Origin of the sequence: Mesorhizobium sp. M0910, assembly GCF_040319465.1 — a bacterium.
Taxonomy (GTDB): domain Bacteria; phylum Pseudomonadota; class Alphaproteobacteria; order Rhizobiales; family Rhizobiaceae; genus Mesorhizobium.
Genome location: NZ_JAMYNZ010000010.1, coordinates 92,842 through 113,275, shown reverse-complemented (window position 1 = coordinate 113,275; position 20,434 = coordinate 92,842). Strand labels below are relative to the sequence as shown.

Below are 20,434 nucleotides of genomic sequence, written 5' to 3'. Positions count from 1 at the left end.
AAATCCCGGTACCCACACACTCATCCGGTCATCCGCGCCGTTGCCCCGTTGGCCTTCAGCGCCGCCATCAGCATCGGTCCGACCGAAAACTGCCCCGCCCGCGCCTTTTCGGTCAGCACCCGCAGATAGCCGCCTGCGGAGTTGATGTGCTGTGCCCTTTGCACAATGCAGGCAATCACCATCGCGGCGACCTCCTGGCCCATCACATGGCAGGCTTCCTCATATGCTGACGGCGAAACGCCAAGGTAGCCCCGCACCTGGGCCGCCGTGATCATGAAATCGCGCCAGTTGCCAATCCCGCCGACGGCATAATCCGAAAATTCCGGGCAGGCCTTCAGCACAAGGCCTAGCGGATAGGTTTTCGGGGGCTCCGCGGTCCTCATCCTTGGCTCGGCCGTCGACCCGCTTTTCTCGTAAGCAGGTTCAAATTCAAAAATAGAGTCGGTGTTTGAATCAGATTGCTGCCGCTCGTTTTGAGAGTCATTGCCGCTCGGATTCGTGGATTTCATATGAATTTCCAGGAGCTTATCCACGTCGTCATGCAACGCGGCCAGATCGGCCACGATGGGTTCAAGGTCGGCAATGCATGCTCGGCGCGGAATTGCCTCCACAATGCCACGGAACCGCCTCCACAGGCCTCCCCAGTCGCCTGGCACATCTTCCTCAACCGCCGCCTCGACCAACTTCTGGATATCCCGGCGGTGCAAAGTGATCCGCTCACGCATAAGCCTGAGCGCCCTGTTGCCGGCGCGAACACGCTCAGCCGCCGCCTCGAACTCGTGAGCGCGCGCCAGCAGCGGCGCCAGGGAGAAGCCAAATGCTTCCTCGATCTCGCCTCCTCTGCCCTTGCGCGCATAACGCTTGCCGTTCGGGCTGTCCCGACGGATGATCAGCCCGCAGTCCACAAGGGCTGCCAGGTGCCGTCTGACTGTGGGTTCGGGCATCCCATGAGCTCTAAGGGACAGCTGTGCGTTCGAGGGAAACACGATGAGGCCGTTTTCCTCACTCAGCTCGCTGTCAGGATAGAATGATAGCAGCGCATTCAGGACGGCCAGGGCGCGATCGCCAATGCCGACGATGCTCTTGCCCTCGCAGAGGTTGCGGTAGATCTGCCATTTGTCGACGACCCTGCCCTTGGGGATCTCCCGTGACTCGTTTTGCGCTGCCAGCATGGCAAGCGACATCGGCCGCCGCCCAAAGGGCGTCGTTGCAATACCCGTCTCCATTTCTTCCTTCGCCTTCAATTAGGCAAAAGAAATCCGCCCGCCGAATCGACGCTTAAAACTCTTGACACTGATTCGCGGAAATGAGATTCTCGAATTGTCCAGAGACGAGAAGGGCTTCCGCTACGGTGACGTTCGGGGGCCTTTTTCTTTTGCGGGTTTAGTCTCCTGTTGCCTCTTCTTTCGAAGTTCTGAAAGCCTCGTACAGGCTGTCCAGGTTCTCCGAAATGTATTCGCCGAACTCGGCCGCGTCTTTCGCTTTCAGCGCCAGACTGAAGGCCTTTCCATTGTTTCTAATCGTCGCGGCGACCGATTTGTCAGCCGGTGCCCAGGTTCTGTCGTTTCGCGGAGCGAGCCCTTTCCTGATTGCCTTATTGGATTTCGCTCTATTCAGAAAATCAAAGAGCAGGTTGAAACGCTCGTCAGAATCCGCGGCCGCGAAATCTTCACTGGCCACATAGCTCTTGGCAATTGGCGTGTTCTTGGGGTTCTCGACGAGTTTCCGAAGATCCAACCACCGGTCGCGACCAATCCCTTTGGCCGGCCCAATCGCATCAATGACGACCGCGGGGATAGCTTTCGGAATCGTCAGCATCTTAGAGAGGGTTTGATAGTCGACCGACAGAGCAGATTGGATGGTTTTGCGGCTGAAACCAAGCCCGTCCAGTTGGTGGGCGAACAGAACACGCTCAATAAACGTAAGATTGGCGCGGGCGGAGTTTTCCTGCCCCTGTGCGACAACGTGGTCGATGTCTGCCAGCGTCTTCACTACGGCGCGGACAGGCCTCCCGAGTTGTTTGGCAACTCTCACCCGTCGGTGTCCGAACACGGCCATGTAGCGGCCTTCGGTGCTGGGATGGGGTCTTACAAGGATTGGGGTATCCTGTCCCCTCTCCCTGACTGCCTCCAGCAGTTCGTGGTATGCTTCGTCCTGATCAACGCTCAGGCGGTCAGGCACAAATGACCTGTCGACAAGGTCGGGATCAAGTTCAATAACGGTTTCGCCTTCGGCGAGTTTGGAGGCCTGCCTGGCCAATTCATCGATCGACGATGAGATGGACCTCGCCGCTCCGAATTTGCGAAACCCGGAAGCTGGCTCGCCATCTTCTGCCGTTTCGGGCGCGGATTCCCGCATCAAATTGTCGAAAACGTTCTTTCTTGCCATTTCAGCGTCCCGAAATTTGGGTCATTCATCTGATTTCATTGCAATAAAACCTGCCTTAGACGGCCGTCTATTTCGTACGTCCCCAAGCTCCGTGGATCAGTTCCCTGATTTCCGCGTTAACCGCTTCCATCGACTCCATGGCACGGTCGTACGTTGCCCTAATCATCCCGGATTTCTCGACCTCATAAAGCGTCTGCTTCGTTAGCCCAGCATCCGAAATCGCGGTCGATTTCAACATCGGCGTCTTGAGCATTTGTGACGCGAGCATTGACTGCATGAATCCGACCATCTGGGCTTGCGGGACGTCGGTCGGTTCGTATCGAGTGATCAAATATCTGAACCAATCTAAATCTACGTCGCCGCCCGCCTGGCGAATTGTCTTCAGGATGTCGCCGAGCATCAGAAGGAACTGCGACATGGACATCAGGTCGAGCATCTGCGGATGTACAGTGATCAGCACCGAACTCGCCGCCGACAAAGCGGTGAGCGTCAAATAGCCGAGCTGGGGCGGACAATCGATTACGACCACGTCGTATCGGTCATCGACCTCCCGCAAGACTTTTTCGATGCGATTCCAAAACGTCTTCCCGGCAACGGAATTCTTGTCCTGCATCGCCAGCGGAGTGTCATACTCATATTCCTGCAATTCTAGCGACGCAGGGATAAGTTCCAGGCCTGGAAAGTTTGTCGGCAAGATCACGTCGGTGATGGGCTTCCGCTCGTCGTCGTAACGGATCGCTTCGTAGATCGACGGATTCTTGTCGAGTTCGGGTTGGATGCCGTGCAGGGCCGACAGCGAAGCCTGTGGGTCGAGGTCGATGGCCAATACACGGTGCCCCGTTAGCGCCAGATGTTGCGCAAGGTGTGCGGCCGTCGTTGTCTTTCCGCTGCCCCCCTTGAAATTAACAACAGCAACGACCTGCAGCTTCTCGTCCCTGCGGCGGTGAGGAACGTATTTCTTCACATCGGCTCGGCCGTGACGGTCGAGCCATTGACGCAGCTCCATGATCTGCTCGGCCGAATATGTCCGGCGACCTCCGGCATGTATAGTTGGCTCGACACCCTTGCCTTCAAGGTGCAGCTTCTTGAGATTGCTAGTCGAGACCCCGAGAAAATACGCCGCTTCCCCGAGTGAAAATTGCCGCAAGGTCTTCCTGGCGTTCGGTGGGAAGGTCTCGAAACGAAGCTGGTTCAGCTTCCTGGAAATCTCGCGGCCTTGTGCCAGAATGGTGTCGTCGAAGAGGGGTTTCGACACGGGCGCTAAAACGTTCATGCTTTCCGGAACCTCAAGTGACGGCATTTCGCCGAAATTCTTTCGAATGCCGTCATTATGTCCGATTCGTTTGTCCCGACAAGAAATTTTAAGTTAACAAAAGGTTAACCCTAACTAGCGACAGAAGATCATACGGAACTGGTTTATGTCAGTCGTCTAATCGCGGACCGAAATGCAAGCCCAAATTTGTATTGAGGTGTCGTTTGCCGGGAGCACGGTCGTCTTCGCGGTCGACATGAAGCCGCCGCATGATGGGCTTCGCGAGGGATGGAGCCTTCCAAGGTTTGAAATGCAATCGCGAGCGTTGTGACGCCAACGATGCAACTGACACAGCGGAATGGCTCGGCCCACGTCCTGGCAGGGACGCCTCGTTACGCCTCGGGTAGGCGCATTCGAACTTCCTTATGGTCAGGCCACGATGGCTTCTTCCCGGTTGAACAACTCACCGGATTTTAGCATCGCATGCATGATGACAGCGAGCTTGCGGGCGACAGCGACAGCTGCCCGCTTGAAGCCGATCTTCTCACGCAGCTTCAGCCCCCATGTGCGCAGACTGCTGTCAGCCCGGCTGCGCGTCAGAATCACGACTGCGGCCTCATAGAGAAGCCCTCTCAGATGAGGATCCCCACGCCGCGAGATATGACCATCATAATCGACTTCGCCGGATTGATAGCGTCGGGTTGTCGAACCCAGCCACGCGCCGACAGCGCGCGATGTCTTGAAGTTCGATGGATCCTCGATGGCGCCGATGAATGAAGTCGCAGTGATGGTGCCGACGCCGGGGATCGACATCAACAGCTGGCATGCGTCATTGTGCCGGGCGTTGGCGACGAGCTGCTGTCCAAGTTCAGCAGCGCGGGCGCGCATGCTGAGCCAAGCCTCGAGAAGGGGCAGGACAATCCGGGCAAGCTCTTCCTGACCGGCCAGCAGGCGCCGGACGTCGGCTTCGAACTTGCTGCCCTTGCTTCGCGGAATGATCAGCCCGAACGTCTTCATGAGCCCGCGGATCTGGTTGGAGAGCTCGGTCGTGATCTTGACCAGCCGGCTCCGCGCGGCCACCAGCGTGCGGCTCAGCATGCTGTCATAGCCCTTCACCCGCACCTCGCGGTAGAAGCCGACCTCGGCCAGATGCGCCAAGCCGTCGGCATCGTTTGCGTCCGTTTTGTTCGGCGCCATGTCCAGCGCGGCCTTGGCATGCCGGGCGTCGATGCAGATCGCCGGAAGTCCTTCGGCGCTCAAGGCATGATAGAACCACACCGACAAGGGGCCGGTCTCGAACACTACCCGCTTGGCCGCTGGCGCCCGCTTGCGGAGAACGTCCGCGACCAAGCTCGGATCAGAGGGACATTTGCCGCGCCAGATCCTTTTGCCGCCACGCCGCACAGAAATCGCCGTCTCTTTCAACGACACGTCGAGACCGATATATTCACTCATGGTTGTTCTCCGTTCGATGCTTGGGCCCGGCGTCCAGTCGTGAGCCCGTACTTCCATCCTATCGGGGAACAACCACCCGCTCTTCAATATGTGACCGTTTCCGGCTTCAGGGCGACTCGCTCCGCGATTACCCCATGTTTGAACCTCGGCGCGGTCCACGCGTCTGTCCCGGGCAGATGCGAAATGCCATCCAATGGTTTTCGATGAGGCATTTCTTCGAGTCGCACCGCCTACCTGCTCGCCGCTTCACCCCGCTCGAATTCGAGGCGATGTACGCCAAGCCCGAAGTCGCCCGTTTTCAAAGCTGGGAGACCTGCACCGAAGATGACGGATGCGCATTCCTGGAATCGACGCGCTGCGCAATCCAGGCAATCCGGGATGGTTCCAGTTTGCTCTTGAGCGCAATGAAGATCGAAGGATTGTCGGCGATAGCGGCCTCAAGACATTCGAGGCGGATACTCGGCTGGCGCAGATCGGGTCCACTAGAGGGCAGCAATATTGGAATCACAGTTACGCTACCGAAGCGGCCCGCAGTTTAATCGAATGCGCCTTCTACAATTTCCCCCATTCACCGCAACATTGCGTCCTGTCGACTGGCGCTGTCCTCGTTCTCGAAGAATCCGGCTTCGTGAACGAGGCTCATCTCCGGCTACCTGAGTGGTTCAAAGGCGGGTGGGACGCGATCTATGCGCTGTCGTGCGCTGGAGCAGGCTTGCGGTAGCGCTCTAAATATTCGAAACTGAGACGCTGCCGGTCTTGTTGGGCTCCTTTCGACCTCGCGTACAACAAGATACTGTCAGCTTTCCGATTGTTTTCATTAATTGTTTTTGCCATTTAGACGGCAGTCTATTAGACGCGGCGCGAGTCCGCGCGCAAATGGTCGACGGCAAAAAGGTCGTGCCACGACCCCGGAGCATTGAACTTTGCTACCAAGCCGCGCCATATCGTAAGCCTCGACCAGTTCGACAGCCGCCGGCGAACCGTCGAGGGCGTGTGCGGCCCGGCGCTGCGCAGAAGCCCCTCGGGTTTCAGCGTCGCCGAGACGTCGGTCGGCATGCCGTATGCAAGATCGGTTTCCCGCTTTGCGGGATCCCACAGACGATGCGCGACGAACTTGATCAGCAACGCCTCCCGCGCCGGCCAGGGCAGGGGCTGCCAAGGCGGCCTGGCACCAGGCTTCAAGATAGCCGAGGTCACGCAAGCGCCTTTAGCGAGCTCTCGCAATACGCGTTTGGCAGATGGCGCAGCGTCTCGGTGTCGTCGTCGGACAAGATCCCGGCCAGAAACGCGCGGCGGTCGAAGGCCCAGCACCGAATCCAATTACGTCGAGCGCCTCGGCGCGCCGCAGTTTAGCGTCAAATGGAGATTTCGGGAGCCGGAAGTCCATAGTGCTCGCTTAAAACAGATACGGCTTGTCCGCCCAGGCGAGCAGCACGGCGGCGTCGGGGTCGGGCAGCCGCACGCGGCCCGCGCGCAACCCAGCCGCGATCGCGTAGCCGACGTCCGGATCGACCCAGTGCCCGTGCGTCATCAGGAAGAACCAGGCGAAGGGCAGGCCGATTTGCGTATCGATCGCCTCGATGCGTCCCATCAGCCAGTGCACCGAGACGCCTTCATCGGCGAGCACCCGCTCAGTCGGCATTTTGAGCGGTCGCGGGACAAAGCCGATCTCGCGCCGGTCGCGCTCCTCAAGGTCGTGGATGTCGATGGCCCAATGGGCAAAAGTCACGCAGCCGTTAATGGGCCCGGCAAGCACGGGAGCGACCGTATCAGCGTCGCGCTCACCCAGGACGGGTCCAAAAGAGCGTCGGCGCTATAAGGGCGATAACCAGAATCGATCACCGGTCCGGCCAGAACCTCGATCTTGCGGCCAAGCGAGAGTTGGACAAAATCGGCAGCGCCGGGGCCGGTGGAAACGAAGGCAAAGACGCTGGCGCCGCGCCATTCGGAGAAGCAAGACCCGCTCTCGCGATGCCGCGTCCAGAAGGCGGTGAGGTCGCCGTCGAGGTCGGTAAGCTCGCGCTCGACCCAAGCGTGATGGTCGCCGATGCGCGTGCCACGGGGGGACAAGACAGTGCGGGCCTCGCCGCGCCAGTAAAAATCGTCGATCGCGGCTGTGGTGAAGTCGAAGCCGGGAAAGGCATTGGCGAGGGCAGGGGCGAGCTCGGCGTCGGCCGACACCGGATCGAGGCTTTTCAGGACGGCTCGAACGGAAGCTGCGTCCGGCATGCGGATCGGTCCTGCGCTCATATTGGCGTCCCTCGCGCCCAGCTCGTCCACTCAACCGGGACGAACGAATCCACTGAACCAGGAATCGATGACGGGATAAGGCAGTTTAGCATGCTCGTCTCGCTTGGCCCCTACCAGCGCGGATCACGCCATTCGGCGTTGGCCCATAACTCAAGCTCTTCCGGAGATAAAAGATCCCTTTCACCCGGTTGGAGGCGGAGCGCATAATAGCTATCGTACATCGGATCGAAACTGGTCAGAAGCTGTAGAAAATTCCGCTTTCGTTCAGCCTTCGTCCATGAGCAAAAGATTGCGCCGCGGCTTTGGAGCTTGTCGAAGACGTCCGGTTGCGCGTGAATGCGTTGCCATAGCGCTATTGCGTCTTTTCCTTGTGCTGCAAAATCTTCCTGCAGTGCCTCCTCGATGATCGCCTCCAGCGCGTAAGCGATGGCCTGTGTCTTGCCCGAATGGTCGAGAAATGCGAGGGACAGCCGTAGCATCCTGTGTTGAAGCAGCAGTACCGGCCACAAACTGTACACCGTAGCGGACGCCCATCTCTTGGTGGTGCGCGGGCGGCTGAATGATTTCACGTTGGCGTTCGTAAGCTTTGCGTACATCATAGGCGAGGCCGAGAAACATTCCTTCCTTGTCCCGAACGAGCGGCGACCTCTCGTTGACGTCATGAACAACCTCATGCAGCCAGCGCAAAGACGTGTAGTCGCCGATCAGGAGAATGCCGGCGTGGTTTTTCAGCAACCGGTATGAGAGCAAGCCCACCCCTCCTTTCTGTCGGTCGCTTCCTGGGCCTGACATGCTGCCCCAAGCGGTAATGCAGTCCACAGATCGGAAAGCTTTATTCCGAAACCTTCGAAATCCTGCGTGTTACGCTACAGCCCGGAAGCCTTGGTGAGGTTGGTCCGGAACCGATCTCGCCGGCGCTGATATTTGCGGGTCATCTCGGCCGAGGCATGGCCGAGCTGTTTTTGCACGCCCTGAAAGCAGCAGCGCGCGCTCGCCTTCCGGAAGATCGGCGCGAACGCCGGCGGCGAGCGCGGTCTGCTTGACCAGGCGGGCGACATGCTTTTCGGAGAGTCGCTCGACGTCGACGGTTTTGTTGTCCTTGAAGATGCGCCGGAAAAGCGGGCCTCTCCCAATGCGGCCCAGCCTGATCCAGGTTTCCAGCGCCACTACTCGGCACGACAAATCGCTGGAGCCACGGCCGACTTCGACCTCGCGCCAGCCGGTTTTTCCTCGCAGCGTCGCCAGCACGCCCTTGTCGGCAAAAATCTCGATCCAGCCGGCGCCGTCGCTGTGGTCGTCGTGGACGACGTCGAGCCCGACGATTTCCGAGCGGCGCAGGCCGCCGGCGAAGCCGAGCAGCAGGATGGCGCGGTCGCGCAGCCCGCGCAGATCATGGCCGAGCGTGGCGATCATCGCCAAGAGATCCTCACCGAGTACGGCTTCCTTCTGCCGCGGTGGCTTTGCGTGTTTTCTGCGAATGCCGGCGAGGACCGTGGCGATGTGGCGGTCGGATCGAACGAGCGAAAAACCGCGTTGGGTAAAGTTCCAGGCGAGGCCGGAGAGGCGGCGTTCAATTGTGGCGACGGACAGGGGAGGGGTGCCGCGCTTGGCATCGCCAGCGGCGCAGGCGCTGATGTAGAGGCCGATGACCTGGCTCGAAGGCGGCAGCGGATCGAACCCTTCCCGGCGGCACCAGCTGGTGAAATGCCGCCAGTCCTTGGCGTAGGCGGTTTGGGTGTTCTCGGAGCTGGAGGCCTTCGCGTAGGCCGTCGCGGTCTCGACGAGGGCTCCCAGGCGCGCCGACGGTGGCGAGGCACCCATTTCCAACACGAGATCGATGACATCGGGCAGATCGCCATCGAGATGGTCGGCGGCCGTATCGTCGATTCTGGGTGGATTTTCCGGGGATTTTGCATTGTCGTCCTTCCTGGATGAGCGGACTGTATGTGTTTGTTCTGTATCATTCATCGCTCATCCTAATTCGGTGTATTCGTCCCGATTAGGTGGATTCTTAGCCTGATTTGGTGAACGAAGGCGAGGGCGACGGTCATGGGACGTAACCCCGACAAGTTCGCGGTGGACGATGCCGATTGGCGGAAGGCGGTAGCGCGCGACGCCATCATCCGCCTTGGCGTCGATGTAGCATCGCTTGCCGCCCTTCATCATGTGGCTCGATCCAGGCCTGTCTTCAGCTGGAGCGGAATACCGTCAGTGCGCCAAGCGCCCTTGCGACGGCCTCGCTTGCATGGCGCGCGGCGAAATTGAGCGGCGCCGCGCGATTGCTCGATCTTGCCGGGGCAAGGCGACGCTTTGGATCATCGCCAGCCTTCCTGCTGGCCATGTTCGTCACCGGGGGCACGGGTCTATCAGGTCCGCAGAGCGCGATCGAGGCCTCCGGAGGTGGCGGCGGACTTGGAAGGGGCCAAACCGTGTCCACGGGGCCGCAATGACCCGAGCGCGGATTCCAGGCTTTTGGGAAAGGTAGAAGGGCGGAAAGCAGCGTGCTTGGTTCCTAGCCGACCTCGGAAGCGCCGCTGGAACCGCGGCGAGGCGGCGGAATCCACTTACCTGGGCCGATCCGTCCACAGAACTGGGGTGAGAGTCCACCGAATTAGGGTGAGAAAGACGCCCAAAACCGCGTGTTTCCGGGCTTTTCCACCGATCTAGGATGACCGACAAGGTGCTGCGCTAGGCGTTTCGCCGCTACGTCCGATAAGGCAAGCGCCTGTTCGATCGTCTGGTCGAACTCGACGCCGTGCGGGAGCTCAGCGGTCGCACGACCTTCCGCATCTAAGGGATCTGAGGACGATGGCGGAAGAAACGCGTACGAGAAGAGAGAAGGGGCGACCAGATGACGGCCTGTTCGATCGCGAACTGGATCACCTGCCGTCGGAGGCGCGCTGGCGCGAATGGATGAACCGCGTTGAGGCAACCATTTTTGCTGCCAGCGAGCCGGTGACGCGGGAGACTTTGGCCCGGATCGTTGGCAAGACCTGCAGCGTCGATCTCCTGATCGACGATATCCGCGAGGAGCTGCGCGGCCGGCCCTACGACCTGGTCGCTGTTGCCGGCGGCTGGAAGCACCTGACTCGTCCGGCCTATGCCGACGCCATCCGCAGGGCCGTCGGCGCAAGTGAACGGGCGGTCGACCTCACCCAATCCGAGGTGCTGGTTTTGATGTGCATCGCCTATTTCCAGCCATCACCCGCGCCGAGCTGTCCACCTTCTTCGGCAAAGAGATCAGCCGCGACCTGGTTCGGCAACCTTCGCTCCTCCGGGTTGATCGCATCCGGCCCGCGCGCGCCGCAGCCGGGCGCGCCCTACACCTACGTCACCACGCAGGCATTCGTCCTGGAGTTCGGGCTGAGCACCCTGCGCGATCTTCTCGACTTCGAGGCGCTCGAGGACGCAGGACTGCTCAGCAAGGAAAAGCTGCTGGCGGGCGACATCATGCTAGGGTTTGCCGATGACGGCGATCCTGACGCCGGCGCCGTCATGGACGAATAGTAGACACGCGCCAAGACAGGAGGGGTCCGCCACCGATCCGTCAGGCTTGTGCAACTCGAAGGTCGCGGTGAGGCTTTGACGTGGTCCGAGCGCTGGCCACGCGAAGATAGGCCGACAGCACGTCTGCAAGACCAGCACTGGGCTGTGTTGGGTGCTTGGATCTCGGCCTCGTCTGATGGCCTGTCCAGGAAGTCGGCGAAGCGAGCGATCAGTTTATCATGGCCGCCCGCCGCCATGATCATCCGGCGCCGATGCGCGACTGCGGCGGCCTTGTCGGTCACAAGCCAGTCCAGAGGTTTTGCCGCGAGCTGCTCGAAGCAGCGAATGCGCGCGGCGGTCGAGAGGTTTGTAAGGGTCCTCGCCGAGCCGATGCCGGCGACAGCCGGTGCGCGTAGCACGCGCGACAACATCGCCGGTTGCCGCCGAGCCCGTTGCCGATTCCACCCGGCATATATCCGCGATCGCGCGATCCAGCCGTCGCGCGGCCGTTTTGATCGAGGCCTTCGGGGCAGCGCGTAGGTCGAAGCCGCATCTTGCGCAGAAATGCTGCGGGACAAGCTCGACCTGGTCGAAGGACGCGATTGCTGTGCGGCAGGCGGGACTTCGATCTCGAAGGCCGCAGCCATGCGCGAAGCAGGAGATTCGCGACGCCAGGCCGCCGGAAATACGGCGCCTCGTCGCCGGCAAGGCACTGGGGACAATATTGTATCCAGGTCGAACGGTTGCGGCGGACATTCTCGCGCTCGGCACGCTACGCGATCTCCCCGACTTTGAGGCGCTCGAGGACGCGGGCCTGCTTTCGAAGGAGAAGTTGCTCGCCGGCGACATCATGCCGGGGTTTGCAGAGGCCGGCGACAATGCCGAAGACGCCGTCGATGAATAAATCATCTATGCCAAAGTCGCAGGATCCGGTCGCGGTCTCGGTTCGTTGGGCTGGCAGAGCGCAATTGACAGGCCATAGGAGTTTTCGCGGCCTATCGCCCCGTTCAGAGAACAGCTTCCGATCATGCGGTTTTTGCCTTAACCTGCGGCTTTCTCAGCTTTGTGAGAAGTCCAAATGCCGAACTGGATTCCACTCGACCCCAAATTGCCAAAGACCTTCGACGCGACGCCGAACGAAGAGCGCACCAAGGCGCAGCTCGATGCATGGTGGGATCGTCCATACGGCATCACCTTGGGGAACGGCCGCATCGAAATCCGTTGTCTCAACGGCGGCGCGTGGGACCGCTCGACACATCTCGGCGTCGCAGACAACTACGATGCCGCCTGTGCGTTGGCCGAGGCGAAACAAGCGGAATGGCTGAAGTTCCGCGAGCACCCCAGCGTGTGTCTCGACGACGATCAGGTCCTGGTGATCCGAGCGGCACAGCGGCCGGACGAAGCACCGCAGCAGCTGGCAACGTTCCCTTCGACGCGAGCGGCAAGTGACTACGTGCGCGCCAACTACCCCGAAGCGCAAGGGAGTGGCTAGTGTCCTCCTGATTCTGAAGTTCTGACGATTTTAGCCTGTTGGTCGCCGGTTTTGAGGGTTGCGAGGCAGAAGCGTTCGATTGAGGCGAGAATGTCGGTAGCGGACTTTGTCCATCTGAAGGGCTTCGGGTCGGCGTTGACAGCATCGATGTAGGTTTCGATGGCGGCTTCGAGTTCTCTGGTTGAGCGGTGAACGCCGCGCCTGATCTGCTTGTCGGTGAGTTCGGCGAAGAAGCGCTCGACCTGATTGATCCAGGACGCGCTGGTGGGTGTTAGATGGACGTGCCAGCGGGGTCGCTTGGCGAACCAGTTGCGGATGGGTTGCGTCTTGTGCGTGGCGTAGTTGTCCATGACCAAATGGATGTCGAGATCCTCAGGAACCGCCGCTTCGATCTCGTCGAGGAAGCGGCGGAACTCCGTAGAGCGGTGGCGCGAATAGCATTTGCCGATGATGCGTCCGGTGGCGATATCGAGCGCTGCGAACAGCGACGTCACGCCGTGGCGCTTGTAATCATGGCTGCGCCGCTCGATCTGGCCGGGCCGCATCGGCAGCACCGGTTGGGTGCGATCGAGCGCCTGGATTTGGCTCTTCTCGTCCACGCACAGGACCAGCGCGTGCTCGGGCGGTGCCCCATGTAGAGGCCGACGATGTCGCGCACCTTCTCGACAAACAAAGGATCGCTCGACAACTTGAAGCTTTCTGCGCGGTGCGGCTGAAGGCCAAAAGCTTTCCATATCCGATGGATCGTCGATGGCGCATGGTCGACCACGCGCGCAATGCGTGGCTTCGCGCGGTGTCGCCTCCAGTGTCAGGCGGATCATCTTGGCAATCGCATCATCGCCGATCTCACGTGGCCGACCCGGCCGCGGCTCATCGTAGAGGCGTCCAGCCGATCTTGGGCAAAGCGGCGTCGCCACTTGCCGACCGTGTTCTCAACCGCCCCGACGCTCTGCGCGATCGCCTTGTTCTGAAGCCCCTCGGCGGCCAACAACACAATCTCCGCCCGCTGGGCCAGACCTTGCGCCGTTCGCCGTCGGCGCGACAGACCTTCAAGCTCCTTGCGTTCCTCGGCGCTCAAGTCGATGGTTGCAGCAACTCGTCCCATGCATTGCGTCTCCAATCGAATCAACGCAATAATCGCACGAATTACGCAATCAGGACACTAGTGACGCCCGCAGTTAAGGCAAAGCTGCCGGACTAAGTCTCAATCGTTCCAGTCTGACGACTTGATATGAATGGTCGCCAGCGCCTCGACGCCGGGCTTGTCACCTGGGTCGAACCTGCCTGTGGCCGGATTGTCGGGATCGAGTACGCCGAATACACCCTCGCCGCGCCAAGGAAATGACCAATTCGGGCGACTAGAGAATGGCGAGTTCTTGCTTGCCAACGAATGGACATTGGGTCACCGCACTCCTCTGGGAGCGCAACGGACGAACATGGCCCCGCCGGCTGAAGAACCAAGATATCCTGAGGCGATTCCGTAGCGACGCTCGCTTCATCTCCGCGGCTGTCCGAGGATGGCACACCCCGTGCTATTGTTCAGGACTCCGGTTGAGGATAGCCCAGTCTGCTGAGCCGCCGGAGCATTGTCGAAGTTGCAAAGTTGCGGGACGCTCCAAATTTGCCTCATCAGGAGGCATGACCATGGCAGAAAAAGCGCCCGCCAAGGCAACGGCCGTCACCGCGAAGATGCAGGGCAGGGGCGTGCTGACAATGTTCACGATGAAGGGCGACCCGATCAAGGCGCTGTCCGGGTTCAAGCTGCCGGCCGGCGCCCACGTGGCGATCGTTTCCGAAAAGCCGGAATCTGTCAGCGCAATCAGGAAGTCGGTGCGCGGTCGTGTGGCTCGCGTCACCGAGGTCATCGAGCGAGCCCCGCGTCATACCCAGGTCGGGCGTGAACCGTTAGTGGACAAGTCCGCATTCGAGCCCGATGCGCGCAGCGGCGCGATGCTTGAAGGCGTCCGTATCGCCCAGCAGGATCTGCGCGAGGCAGGTGGCGCCTATGACCTTGATGAGGTCCGTACTCTCATGCGCGGTGCCTCCCGGCAGGCGATCGACAAGCGCGTGCAGGACGGTTCATTGTTTGCGGTTCCCGGTCCCAGCAACCGTCGCAGCTACCCGACTCTGCAGTTCAACGCGATGGCACCGTTGTGCCAGGGCTCAAAGCCGTTCGCGAGGCGTTGCAGACAAGCAATTCCTGGACGGTGCTCAACTTCCTCTCCCAGCCGGATGGAAGGCTGGCCAATCGCAAACCCATCGAACTGCTCAAGTCCGGCCAACTCGACCTCGTGCTAGAAGCCGCGAGGCGGCATGGTGAGCAGGGAGCGTGAGCGGGCCACTTCCTCCCGCAGACCTGCACTGACGCCGGCCCAAGCTGGTGAACCTACCGGCAGGGCAGGAGGTTCACCGCTTCTACACCGCCAAGTGGGAGCCGATCTTCTTTGATCGGTCGACTGAAGGGCGGTTCAATGCTCCGGACGCCTCCTATGGTGTTCTCTACGCGGCAAGGAAGACCAATGGCGCGTTCGCCGAGACGTTTCTGCGAACGCCTGGGCGCATGTGAATCGGCGTGCAAAATTGACCCCATAAGCTGGGGAATCGGCGTCCAATTTTGACCCCCTGATGCTTTGATTTGCGACCATCCGCTCGTCGTAGCGAGCGGATGGTGTGGGGATGAAGTCGGTGGATACGATTGCCCGGGTTCGGCGCGCCTTCCATGTGCAGGGATGGTCGCTCAAGCGGATTTGCCGCGAACTGCATGTTTCGCGGAACACCGTCCGCAAGATTCTCAGATCCGATGAGACATCGTTCTCCTACGAACGCGAGCGGCAGCCCAAGCCGAAGATCGGTCCGCGGCAGGATCAGCTTGACGGGTTTTTGAATGGCAACCGTGGCAAGGCGGCGCGCGAGCAACTGACGCTAATCCGGATTTACGAAGAGCTTTGCAGCCTGGGCTACGAGGGAGGCTATGACGCCGTCCGCCGATACGCGAAGAGCTGGGCGAAGGCGCAGGGGTCGGCGATGGCGGACGCCTATGTGCCGCTGTTCTTCGCGCCGGGCGAGGCCTACCAGTTCGACTGGAGCCACGAGATCGTCCTGATCAACGGCGTGACAGTGACCGTGAAGGTCGCCCATGTCCGGCTCTGCCATAGCCGCGTGATGTTCGTCAGGGCCTATCCGCGGGAGACGCAGGAGATGGTGTTCGACGCCCACGACCGGGCCTTCGCCTTCTTCGGTGGCGCCTGCACGCGCGGCATCTACGACAACATGAAGACGGCGGTGGAAACGATCTTTGTTGGCAAGGATCGCCAATACAATCGCCGCTTCCTGCAGATGTGCAGCCATTATCTGGTGCAGCCGGTCGCCTGCACACCGGCCTCGGGCTGGGAGAAGGGTCAGGTCGAGAACCAGGTCGGGCTGGTGCGCGAGCGCTTCTTCACGCCGCGGCTGCGCTTCAAGACCTATGAGGAGCTAAACGCCTGGCTGCATGACAAGTGCGTCGCCTACGCCAAGGCGCATCGTCACGTCGAGCAACCGGAACGAACGATCTGGAACGTGTTCGAGGAGGAGCGTGGCAAGCTGGTTGAATACCGCGGTTCCTTCGACGGGTTCCATACGGTGCCGGCCTCGGTGTCGAAGACCTGCACGGTGCGCTTCGACAACAACAAATACTCGGTCCTGTCGACGGCCGTCGGCCGCCCGGTCGAGATCCATGCCTATGCCGGCAAGATCGTCATTCGCCAGGACGGCGTGGTCGTCGCCGAACATGCCCGCTCCTTCGGGCGCGGGGAGACGATCTACGATCCCTGGCATTATATGCCGGTCCTTGCCCGCAAGCCCGGTGCACTGCGCAACGGTGCGCCCTTCCAGGGCTGGGTTCTGCCCTCGGCGATGGAGCGTATCCGACGCAGATTGAAGGCGGCGCATGACGGCGATCGGCAGATGGTGTCGATCCTGGCCACGGTGTTGACCGACGGCATCGATGCCGTGGAGGCTGCCTGCCAGGAAGCGCTCGATCAGAATGTCTGCTCCGCCGCCGTCATCATCAACATCCTGGCGCGGCGGCGCGATCCGGCGCCGGCCGTCACCATTCTCACCCCGGACGCTCTTCGCCTGCAACACGAGCCGCAAGCCGACTGCGCCCGCTACGACAGCCTCAGGAGGGCAAGCTGATGGAACGCACCCAGGTTTTGGAACTGATGGGGACGCTGAAGCTCTACGGGATGCGCGGCGCCTATGACGAGGTCATGGCGACAGGCATCAAGCGCCAGCACGAGCCGCCGAGGATGGTCGGCGATCTGCTGTCGGCCGAGATCGCCGAGAAGCAGGCCCGCTCCATCAAATACCAGCTCACTGTCGCCAAGCTGCCGATCGCCAAGGACATCGATGAGTTCGACTTCGACGGCACGCCGGTCAACGAAGTGCTGGTCCGGGATCTTGCCAACGGCACCTTCGTCGCCGACCAGCGCAACGCCGTGCTCATCGGCGGCACCGGAACCGGCAAGTCGCATCTGGCAATCGCCATTGCCCGCGCCCTGATCCGCAACGGCTCACGTGGCCGCTTCTTCAACGTCGTCGATCTCGTCAACCGGCTCGAGACCGAGCACCGCGGCGGCAAGCAGGGTCGTATCGCCGACTACCTCACCCGGCTCGACTTCGTCGTGCTCGATGAACTCGGCTATCTGCCCTTTGCCCAGGCCGGCGGGCAATTGCTCTTCCACCTGATCAGCAGGCTCTATGAACGGACCTCGATCATCGTCACCACCAACCTGGCGTTCGGCGAATGGCCCGCCGTCTTCGGCGACGCCAAGATGACGACAGCGCTGCTCGACCGTCTCACTCATCATTGCGAGATCATCGAGACCGGAAACGAGTCCTGGCGCTTCAAGAACCGCGCCTGATCACCCCATCAAGCTGCCAAGCGCTATCCGCGCTCGCCCGGGCTGCGCAACCCAAACCAGCTCCGCCCGGGCGAACGCTGACCGCCGCGCATTACATAGGGGGGGGTCAAAATTGGACGCCGATCGGGGGTCAGTTTTGGAAGCCGTTTGACAGGCGCACCCTCATCGATGCGGATTTACTCAAGCGGAAGGCCTATGTTCGCCTCCTCATCAAACGAGATCTGAAATTGATCCGGCTTGCCGAGCCCGGTCTTGCTCGCCTTGGGGAACCGCCGAGGTCGCACATGGCGGATTGCCCTACCACGTGCCGCAGGCCTGTAGCGCTTGCCCGTCATCCCGTTGGCGCGGACGGCATCGCCTACCATGCCCGGCACGATGACGCCAAACTCTGCTATGCGCTGTTTGAGCGATCGGCCGATGCAGTTGCCGAGGCGGCACGCAAGGTGGATCTCGATCAAGACTGGTTCTGGTGGGTCACCGAACACTACGGGGTCGGCCTGGCTCCATAGACGAGCCGATGTTGCCGCGCCGGCGCAGAAGGCATCAATCCGGCCCGACAGATCAGGCGGGAGTGCGATTGTCACCGTCCCGTTTGGATGTCGACGAGAAAGGCATTTCAGCGGCGATGAACCTCTCAGAGGCCTTTCCGCTCACGCACGCGGCCTATCCTAAGATTGCCTGGTGGGATGACAAGTTCCATGGGCAGAAAGGGGGCGTGGCCGTCTGCGACTTATAGGTGCGGGTTCAGCAACGGCCAATTGACGAGAGCGACGAGCAGATGCTCGCGTTCGCGGCATCCTTGCGCGCTGACATCATCGAGCAGACTGCCCGCGCGCCGGACGAGGTCACCGAGTCCCGTTGTTAAACCCCGTCCTCATTCCTGAGAGAACGCCGGGCAATCGACACCTACTGTCGTTTGTCGAATCCGCGACACATTGTTTTAGGCTGGCAGTCTGCTGCACTCCGGGACAAGTCACTGAACAAACCTCAGAAAATATTTCTTAGCTTCCCTCGGCGCAATTGGCATGGCTTTTGAGACGTTCTCAGCATGAAACGCGAGGCGAGGCGGCACTGATGTTCGCCTGGGGGATTCGACCCCATCGAACAGGCATTCCCGCCGGTCCGCCTACCTCAATACCCAAATAGGGAGGCAACGATGACTGACCAAAGTGCACCGGATCGCGAGGAGGAATTCGCGATTTTCCACAATCTTGAGTCCGAAGTGCGGAGCTACTGCCGTCGCTTTCCGGTAGTTTTCGCGACAGCGCGGGGGGCTCAGTTGTTTGCGCGAGATGGGACGGCCTATCTCGACTTTCTCATGGGCTGCTCGAGTTTAAACTATGGGCACAATCCCCCCGAGCTGAAGTCCGCCCTGGCAGACTACATTGCCGCTGACGGCATCACCCATGGCCTCGATCTGTATAGCGAAGCAAAAGAGTCTTTTCTGCGAGAATTCAACGAGACGATCCTTGGGCCGCGACAATTAGATTACGTGATACAGTTTCCGGGACCGACTGGCGCGAACGCCGTCGAGGCTGCCCTCAAGCTAGCACGCAAGATCACCGGACGCTCCAACATCATCGCCTTCACCAACGGCTTTCATGGCGCGACCCTTGGTGCGCTCTCTTGCACGGGCAACCGATATCACCGCGCTGCCGCCGGCCAGCTGCTCGGTGGCGTGACGCGGCTGCCCTATGATGGCTACTTTGGACCTGCTGTGGACACCGCCGATTACCTTGATCGCCTGCTTTCGGATCCGTCCGGCGGCGTGGACGCCCCGGCGGCGGTGATTGTCGAGACAGTTCAGGGCGAAGGCGGCCTCAATGTCGCCGGCACAGAGTGGCTGCGCAAGGTAGCAGCGATTGCCCAAAGGCACGGAGCTCTGCTGATCGTAGATGACATTCAGGCGGGTGTTGGCCGGACCGATGCTTTCTTCAGCTTCGAGGCGGCCGGTCTCCGCCCAGACATCGTCACGATGGCGAAATCGATATCGGGCTATGGCTTGCCAATGGCCCTCGTCCTTGTTGATCGACAACTCGACAAGTGGGAGCCGGGAGAACACAACGGCACGTTCCGCGGCAATTGCCATGCTTTCGTCACTGCCCGGGCAGCCCTGGAGCACTTCTGGCGAACGGACAGCTTGGCAGCGTCCGTCATGGAGAAAGGCAATCTGCTGAAAAGCCGCCTCGAGCAGATCGCGCAGAAATACGACCCAAACCGCGCATCTGCCAAGGGTCGTGGTATGATGCGGGGTATCGATCTGAAGTCGGGCGAGGTTGCCGGTGAGGTGGTCAGGACCGCTTTCCAGAACGGCCTCATCGTCGAGACCTCTGGTCCCAAGGACGAGGTCGTGAAATGTCTGCCACCCCTCATCATTGGGGAGGGTCAACTTAACCAAGGTCTCGACATCCTCCAGGACGCTATCGACAGCGTGATGGGCAACGCTGTGAACACGGCAGCGTGAGAGGTGAACATTTTCGTCAAGGATCTCAATGAGGAGAAACTGAGAGCCCGGCGTGTTGAGACGTCGAGCTGGGAAAGCGTTCGGTTCCTCCTGAAGAGCGATGGGATGGGCTTCTCCTTTCATTTCACCAGGATTCATCCCCGCGCCGACTTAAAAATGCACCATCGGAACCACCTTGAGGCAGTCTACCGCATCTCGGGAATGGGCTCTATCGAGGATCCGCAGGCGGATAAGGTCCATGTTTTAGGACCGGGCATCATTTGCGCGCTCGACAAGCATGACGCTCAGCTGCTGTGTGCAGAGACCGAACTGGTGTTGGCATGTGTCTTCGTCCCTCCCTTGGCCGGTAGCGAGGTGCATGATGAGACCGGTGCCTATCCTCTCGACCTGGCCGATCTGATATCGTCACAGAGATGGCTAATAAGCGCCGACATCGAGAGTAGTCGGTCCCTCCGCCGCTCTGCCGTCGCTCGTCATGCCAGAGGCCGTGAGGCCGTGGTTTCCCCTGCGCGAGCACATCCGCAGACCAGGAAAGTACGACGACGCGTGAATTCGATCGACCTGCCGTGGCCGAGGTGCGGAGGGCCTTGGCACGGCAGCGCTGCGAGGGTCAGAAGGAGAAGAACGTCTGAATGTGAGCGCGCAAGCAGGACCTCCCGCCGCGAAATAGTGGCTATGGATGGCCGCTGGTGCTGCGGGTTTGTCCATTGACCAACTCACCTCGCCGAAAGATTTTGAGGTGA

19 protein-coding genes and 5 pseudogenes are annotated in these 20,434 nt (G+C 60.6%); 12 read left to right on the top strand and 12 right to left on the bottom strand.

Annotated elements, in window-relative coordinates:
- Positions 1-20: 20 nt before the first annotated feature.
- From repC to NKH78_RS23915, 4 genes are all read right to left on the bottom strand, one after another.
- Positions 21-1,226, bottom strand: coding sequence for a plasmid replication protein RepC (gene repC, locus NKH78_RS23930; RefSeq protein WP_352884501.1), 1,206 nt, complete (start codon positions 1,224-1,226; stop codon positions 21-23).
- Positions 1,227-1,383: 157 nt separating this feature from the next.
- On the bottom strand, positions 1,384-2,388 hold the full coding sequence (repB, locus tag NKH78_RS23925; RefSeq protein WP_352884440.1) for a plasmid partitioning protein RepB: 1,005 nt from the start codon (positions 2,386-2,388) through the stop codon (positions 1,384-1,386).
- A gap of 67 nt (positions 2,389-2,455) precedes the next feature.
- Positions 2,456-3,661 carry a plasmid partitioning protein RepA gene (gene repA / locus NKH78_RS23920; protein WP_352884500.1) on the bottom strand — a complete coding sequence of 402 codons (1,206 nt, stop codon included), beginning with the start codon at positions 3,659-3,661 and terminating at the stop codon, positions 2,456-2,458.
- 408 nt (positions 3,662-4,069) lie between these two features.
- On the bottom strand, positions 4,070-5,095 hold the full coding sequence (locus NKH78_RS23915; protein WP_352884499.1) for an IS110 family RNA-guided transposase: 1,026 nt from the start codon (positions 5,093-5,095) through the stop codon (positions 4,070-4,072).
- A gap of 331 nt (positions 5,096-5,426) precedes the next feature.
- On the opposite strand from NKH78_RS23915, the gene NKH78_RS23910 reads away from it, so the two are divergent.
- Positions 5,427-5,816: a GNAT family N-acetyltransferase gene (locus NKH78_RS23910; protein WP_352884439.1), complete on the top strand. Its 390-nt coding sequence runs from the start codon at positions 5,427-5,429 to the stop codon at positions 5,814-5,816.
- Positions 5,817-5,944: 128 nt separating this feature from the next.
- Here the strand turns inward: NKH78_RS23910 and NKH78_RS32670 are convergent, their stop codons facing one another.
- The 7 genes and pseudogenes from NKH78_RS32670 to NKH78_RS23880 form a co-directional block, all read right to left on the bottom strand.
- Positions 5,945-6,292 (bottom strand): hypothetical protein, encoded by a 348-nt coding sequence (locus NKH78_RS32670; RefSeq protein WP_502899830.1) that lies wholly within the window; start codon positions 6,290-6,292, stop codon positions 5,945-5,947.
- A gap of 199 nt (positions 6,293-6,491) precedes the next feature.
- Entirely contained in the window at positions 6,492-6,851 is a 360-nt protein-coding gene (locus NKH78_RS23900; protein WP_352884437.1) for a hypothetical protein, read from the bottom strand.
- A complete protein-coding gene (locus NKH78_RS23895; RefSeq protein WP_352884436.1) occupies positions 6,821-7,345 on the bottom strand; it encodes a hypothetical protein in 525 nt (174 codons plus the stop codon). Before NKH78_RS23895 ends, NKH78_RS23900 begins: the two co-directional genes overlap by 31 nt.
- A gap of 110 nt (positions 7,346-7,455) precedes the next feature.
- Positions 7,456-7,914, bottom strand: a complete 459-nt coding sequence (locus tag NKH78_RS23890) for a hypothetical protein (protein WP_352884435.1) — start codon at positions 7,912-7,914, stop codon at positions 7,456-7,458.
- A gap of 49 nt (positions 7,915-7,963) precedes the next feature.
- Positions 7,964-8,137: pseudogene (locus tag NKH78_RS32665) on the bottom strand (hypothetical protein); the annotation flags it as partial.
- A 74-nt stretch (positions 8,138-8,211) separates the two neighbouring features.
- Positions 8,212-9,313 (bottom strand): annotated as a pseudogene (locus NKH78_RS23885) (site-specific integrase).
- Between the two features lie 220 nt (positions 9,314-9,533).
- Positions 9,534-9,686: a hypothetical protein gene (locus tag NKH78_RS23880; RefSeq protein WP_352884433.1), complete on the bottom strand. Its 153-nt coding sequence runs from the start codon at positions 9,684-9,686 to the stop codon at positions 9,534-9,536.
- Between the two features lie 384 nt (positions 9,687-10,070).
- Here NKH78_RS23880 and NKH78_RS23875 point away from each other — a divergent pair, with 384 nt between their 5' ends.
- The 4 genes and pseudogenes from NKH78_RS23875 to NKH78_RS23860 all read left to right on the top strand — a co-directional run bounded on the left by NKH78_RS23875 (position 10,071) and on the right by NKH78_RS23860 (position 12,323).
- On the top strand, positions 10,071-10,139 hold the full coding sequence (locus tag NKH78_RS23875) for a hypothetical protein (RefSeq protein WP_502899836.1): 69 nt from the start codon (positions 10,071-10,073) through the stop codon (positions 10,137-10,139).
- A 14-nt stretch (positions 10,140-10,153) separates the two neighbouring features.
- Positions 10,154-10,852 (top strand): SMC-Scp complex subunit ScpB, encoded by a 699-nt coding sequence (scpB, locus tag NKH78_RS23870; RefSeq protein WP_352884432.1) that lies wholly within the window; start codon positions 10,154-10,156, stop codon positions 10,850-10,852.
- 742 nt (positions 10,853-11,594) lie between these two features.
- Positions 11,595-11,735: pseudogene (locus NKH78_RS23865) on the top strand (SMC-Scp complex subunit ScpB); the annotation flags it as partial.
- A 174-nt stretch (positions 11,736-11,909) separates the two neighbouring features.
- Positions 11,910-12,323 carry a hypothetical protein gene (locus NKH78_RS23860; RefSeq protein ID WP_352884430.1) on the top strand — a complete coding sequence of 138 codons (414 nt, stop codon included), beginning with the start codon at positions 11,910-11,912 and terminating at the stop codon, positions 12,321-12,323.
- Here NKH78_RS23860 and NKH78_RS23855 read toward each other — a convergent pair.
- Positions 12,320-13,428 (bottom strand): annotated as a pseudogene (locus NKH78_RS23855) (IS630 family transposase). The gene NKH78_RS23860 and the pseudogene NKH78_RS23855 sit on opposite strands and share 4 nt — an antisense overlap.
- A 539-nt stretch (positions 13,429-13,967) precedes the next feature.
- On the opposite strand from NKH78_RS23855, the gene NKH78_RS23850 reads away from it, so the two are divergent.
- The 7 genes and pseudogenes from NKH78_RS23850 (at position 13,968) to NKH78_RS23820 (ending at position 20,402) form a co-directional block, all read left to right on the top strand.
- On the top strand, positions 13,968-14,621 hold the full coding sequence (locus NKH78_RS23850) for a hypothetical protein (protein WP_352884428.1): 654 nt from the start codon (positions 13,968-13,970) through the stop codon (positions 14,619-14,621).
- A gap of 82 nt (positions 14,622-14,703) precedes the next feature.
- Positions 14,704-14,889 carry an RES domain-containing protein gene (locus tag NKH78_RS23845; protein WP_352884427.1) on the top strand — a complete coding sequence of 62 codons (186 nt, stop codon included), beginning with the start codon at positions 14,704-14,706 and terminating at the stop codon, positions 14,887-14,889.
- A gap of 110 nt (positions 14,890-14,999) precedes the next feature.
- Positions 15,000-16,566, top strand: a pseudogene (istA, locus tag NKH78_RS23840) (IS21 family transposase).
- On the top strand, positions 16,499-17,227 hold the full coding sequence (istB, locus tag NKH78_RS23835; protein ID WP_352884426.1) for an IS21-like element helper ATPase IstB: 729 nt from the start codon (positions 16,499-16,501) through the stop codon (positions 17,225-17,227). Before istA ends, istB begins: the two are co-directional and overlap by 68 nt.
- A gap of 284 nt (positions 17,228-17,511) precedes the next feature.
- Complete coding sequence (locus NKH78_RS23830) at positions 17,512-17,736, top strand: hypothetical protein (RefSeq protein WP_352884424.1); 225 nt, start codon at positions 17,512-17,514, stop codon at positions 17,734-17,736.
- A gap of 647 nt (positions 17,737-18,383) precedes the next feature.
- Positions 18,384-19,691 carry a diaminobutyrate--2-oxoglutarate transaminase gene (gene ectB / locus NKH78_RS23825; protein WP_352884422.1) on the top strand — a complete coding sequence of 436 codons (1,308 nt, stop codon included), beginning with the start codon at positions 18,384-18,386 and terminating at the stop codon, positions 19,689-19,691.
- A gap of 3 nt (positions 19,692-19,694) precedes the next feature.
- On the top strand, positions 19,695-20,402 hold the full coding sequence (locus tag NKH78_RS23820; RefSeq protein WP_352884420.1) for an ectoine synthase: 708 nt from the start codon (positions 19,695-19,697) through the stop codon (positions 20,400-20,402).
- The last annotated feature ends 32 nt before the right edge of the window (positions 20,403-20,434 follow it).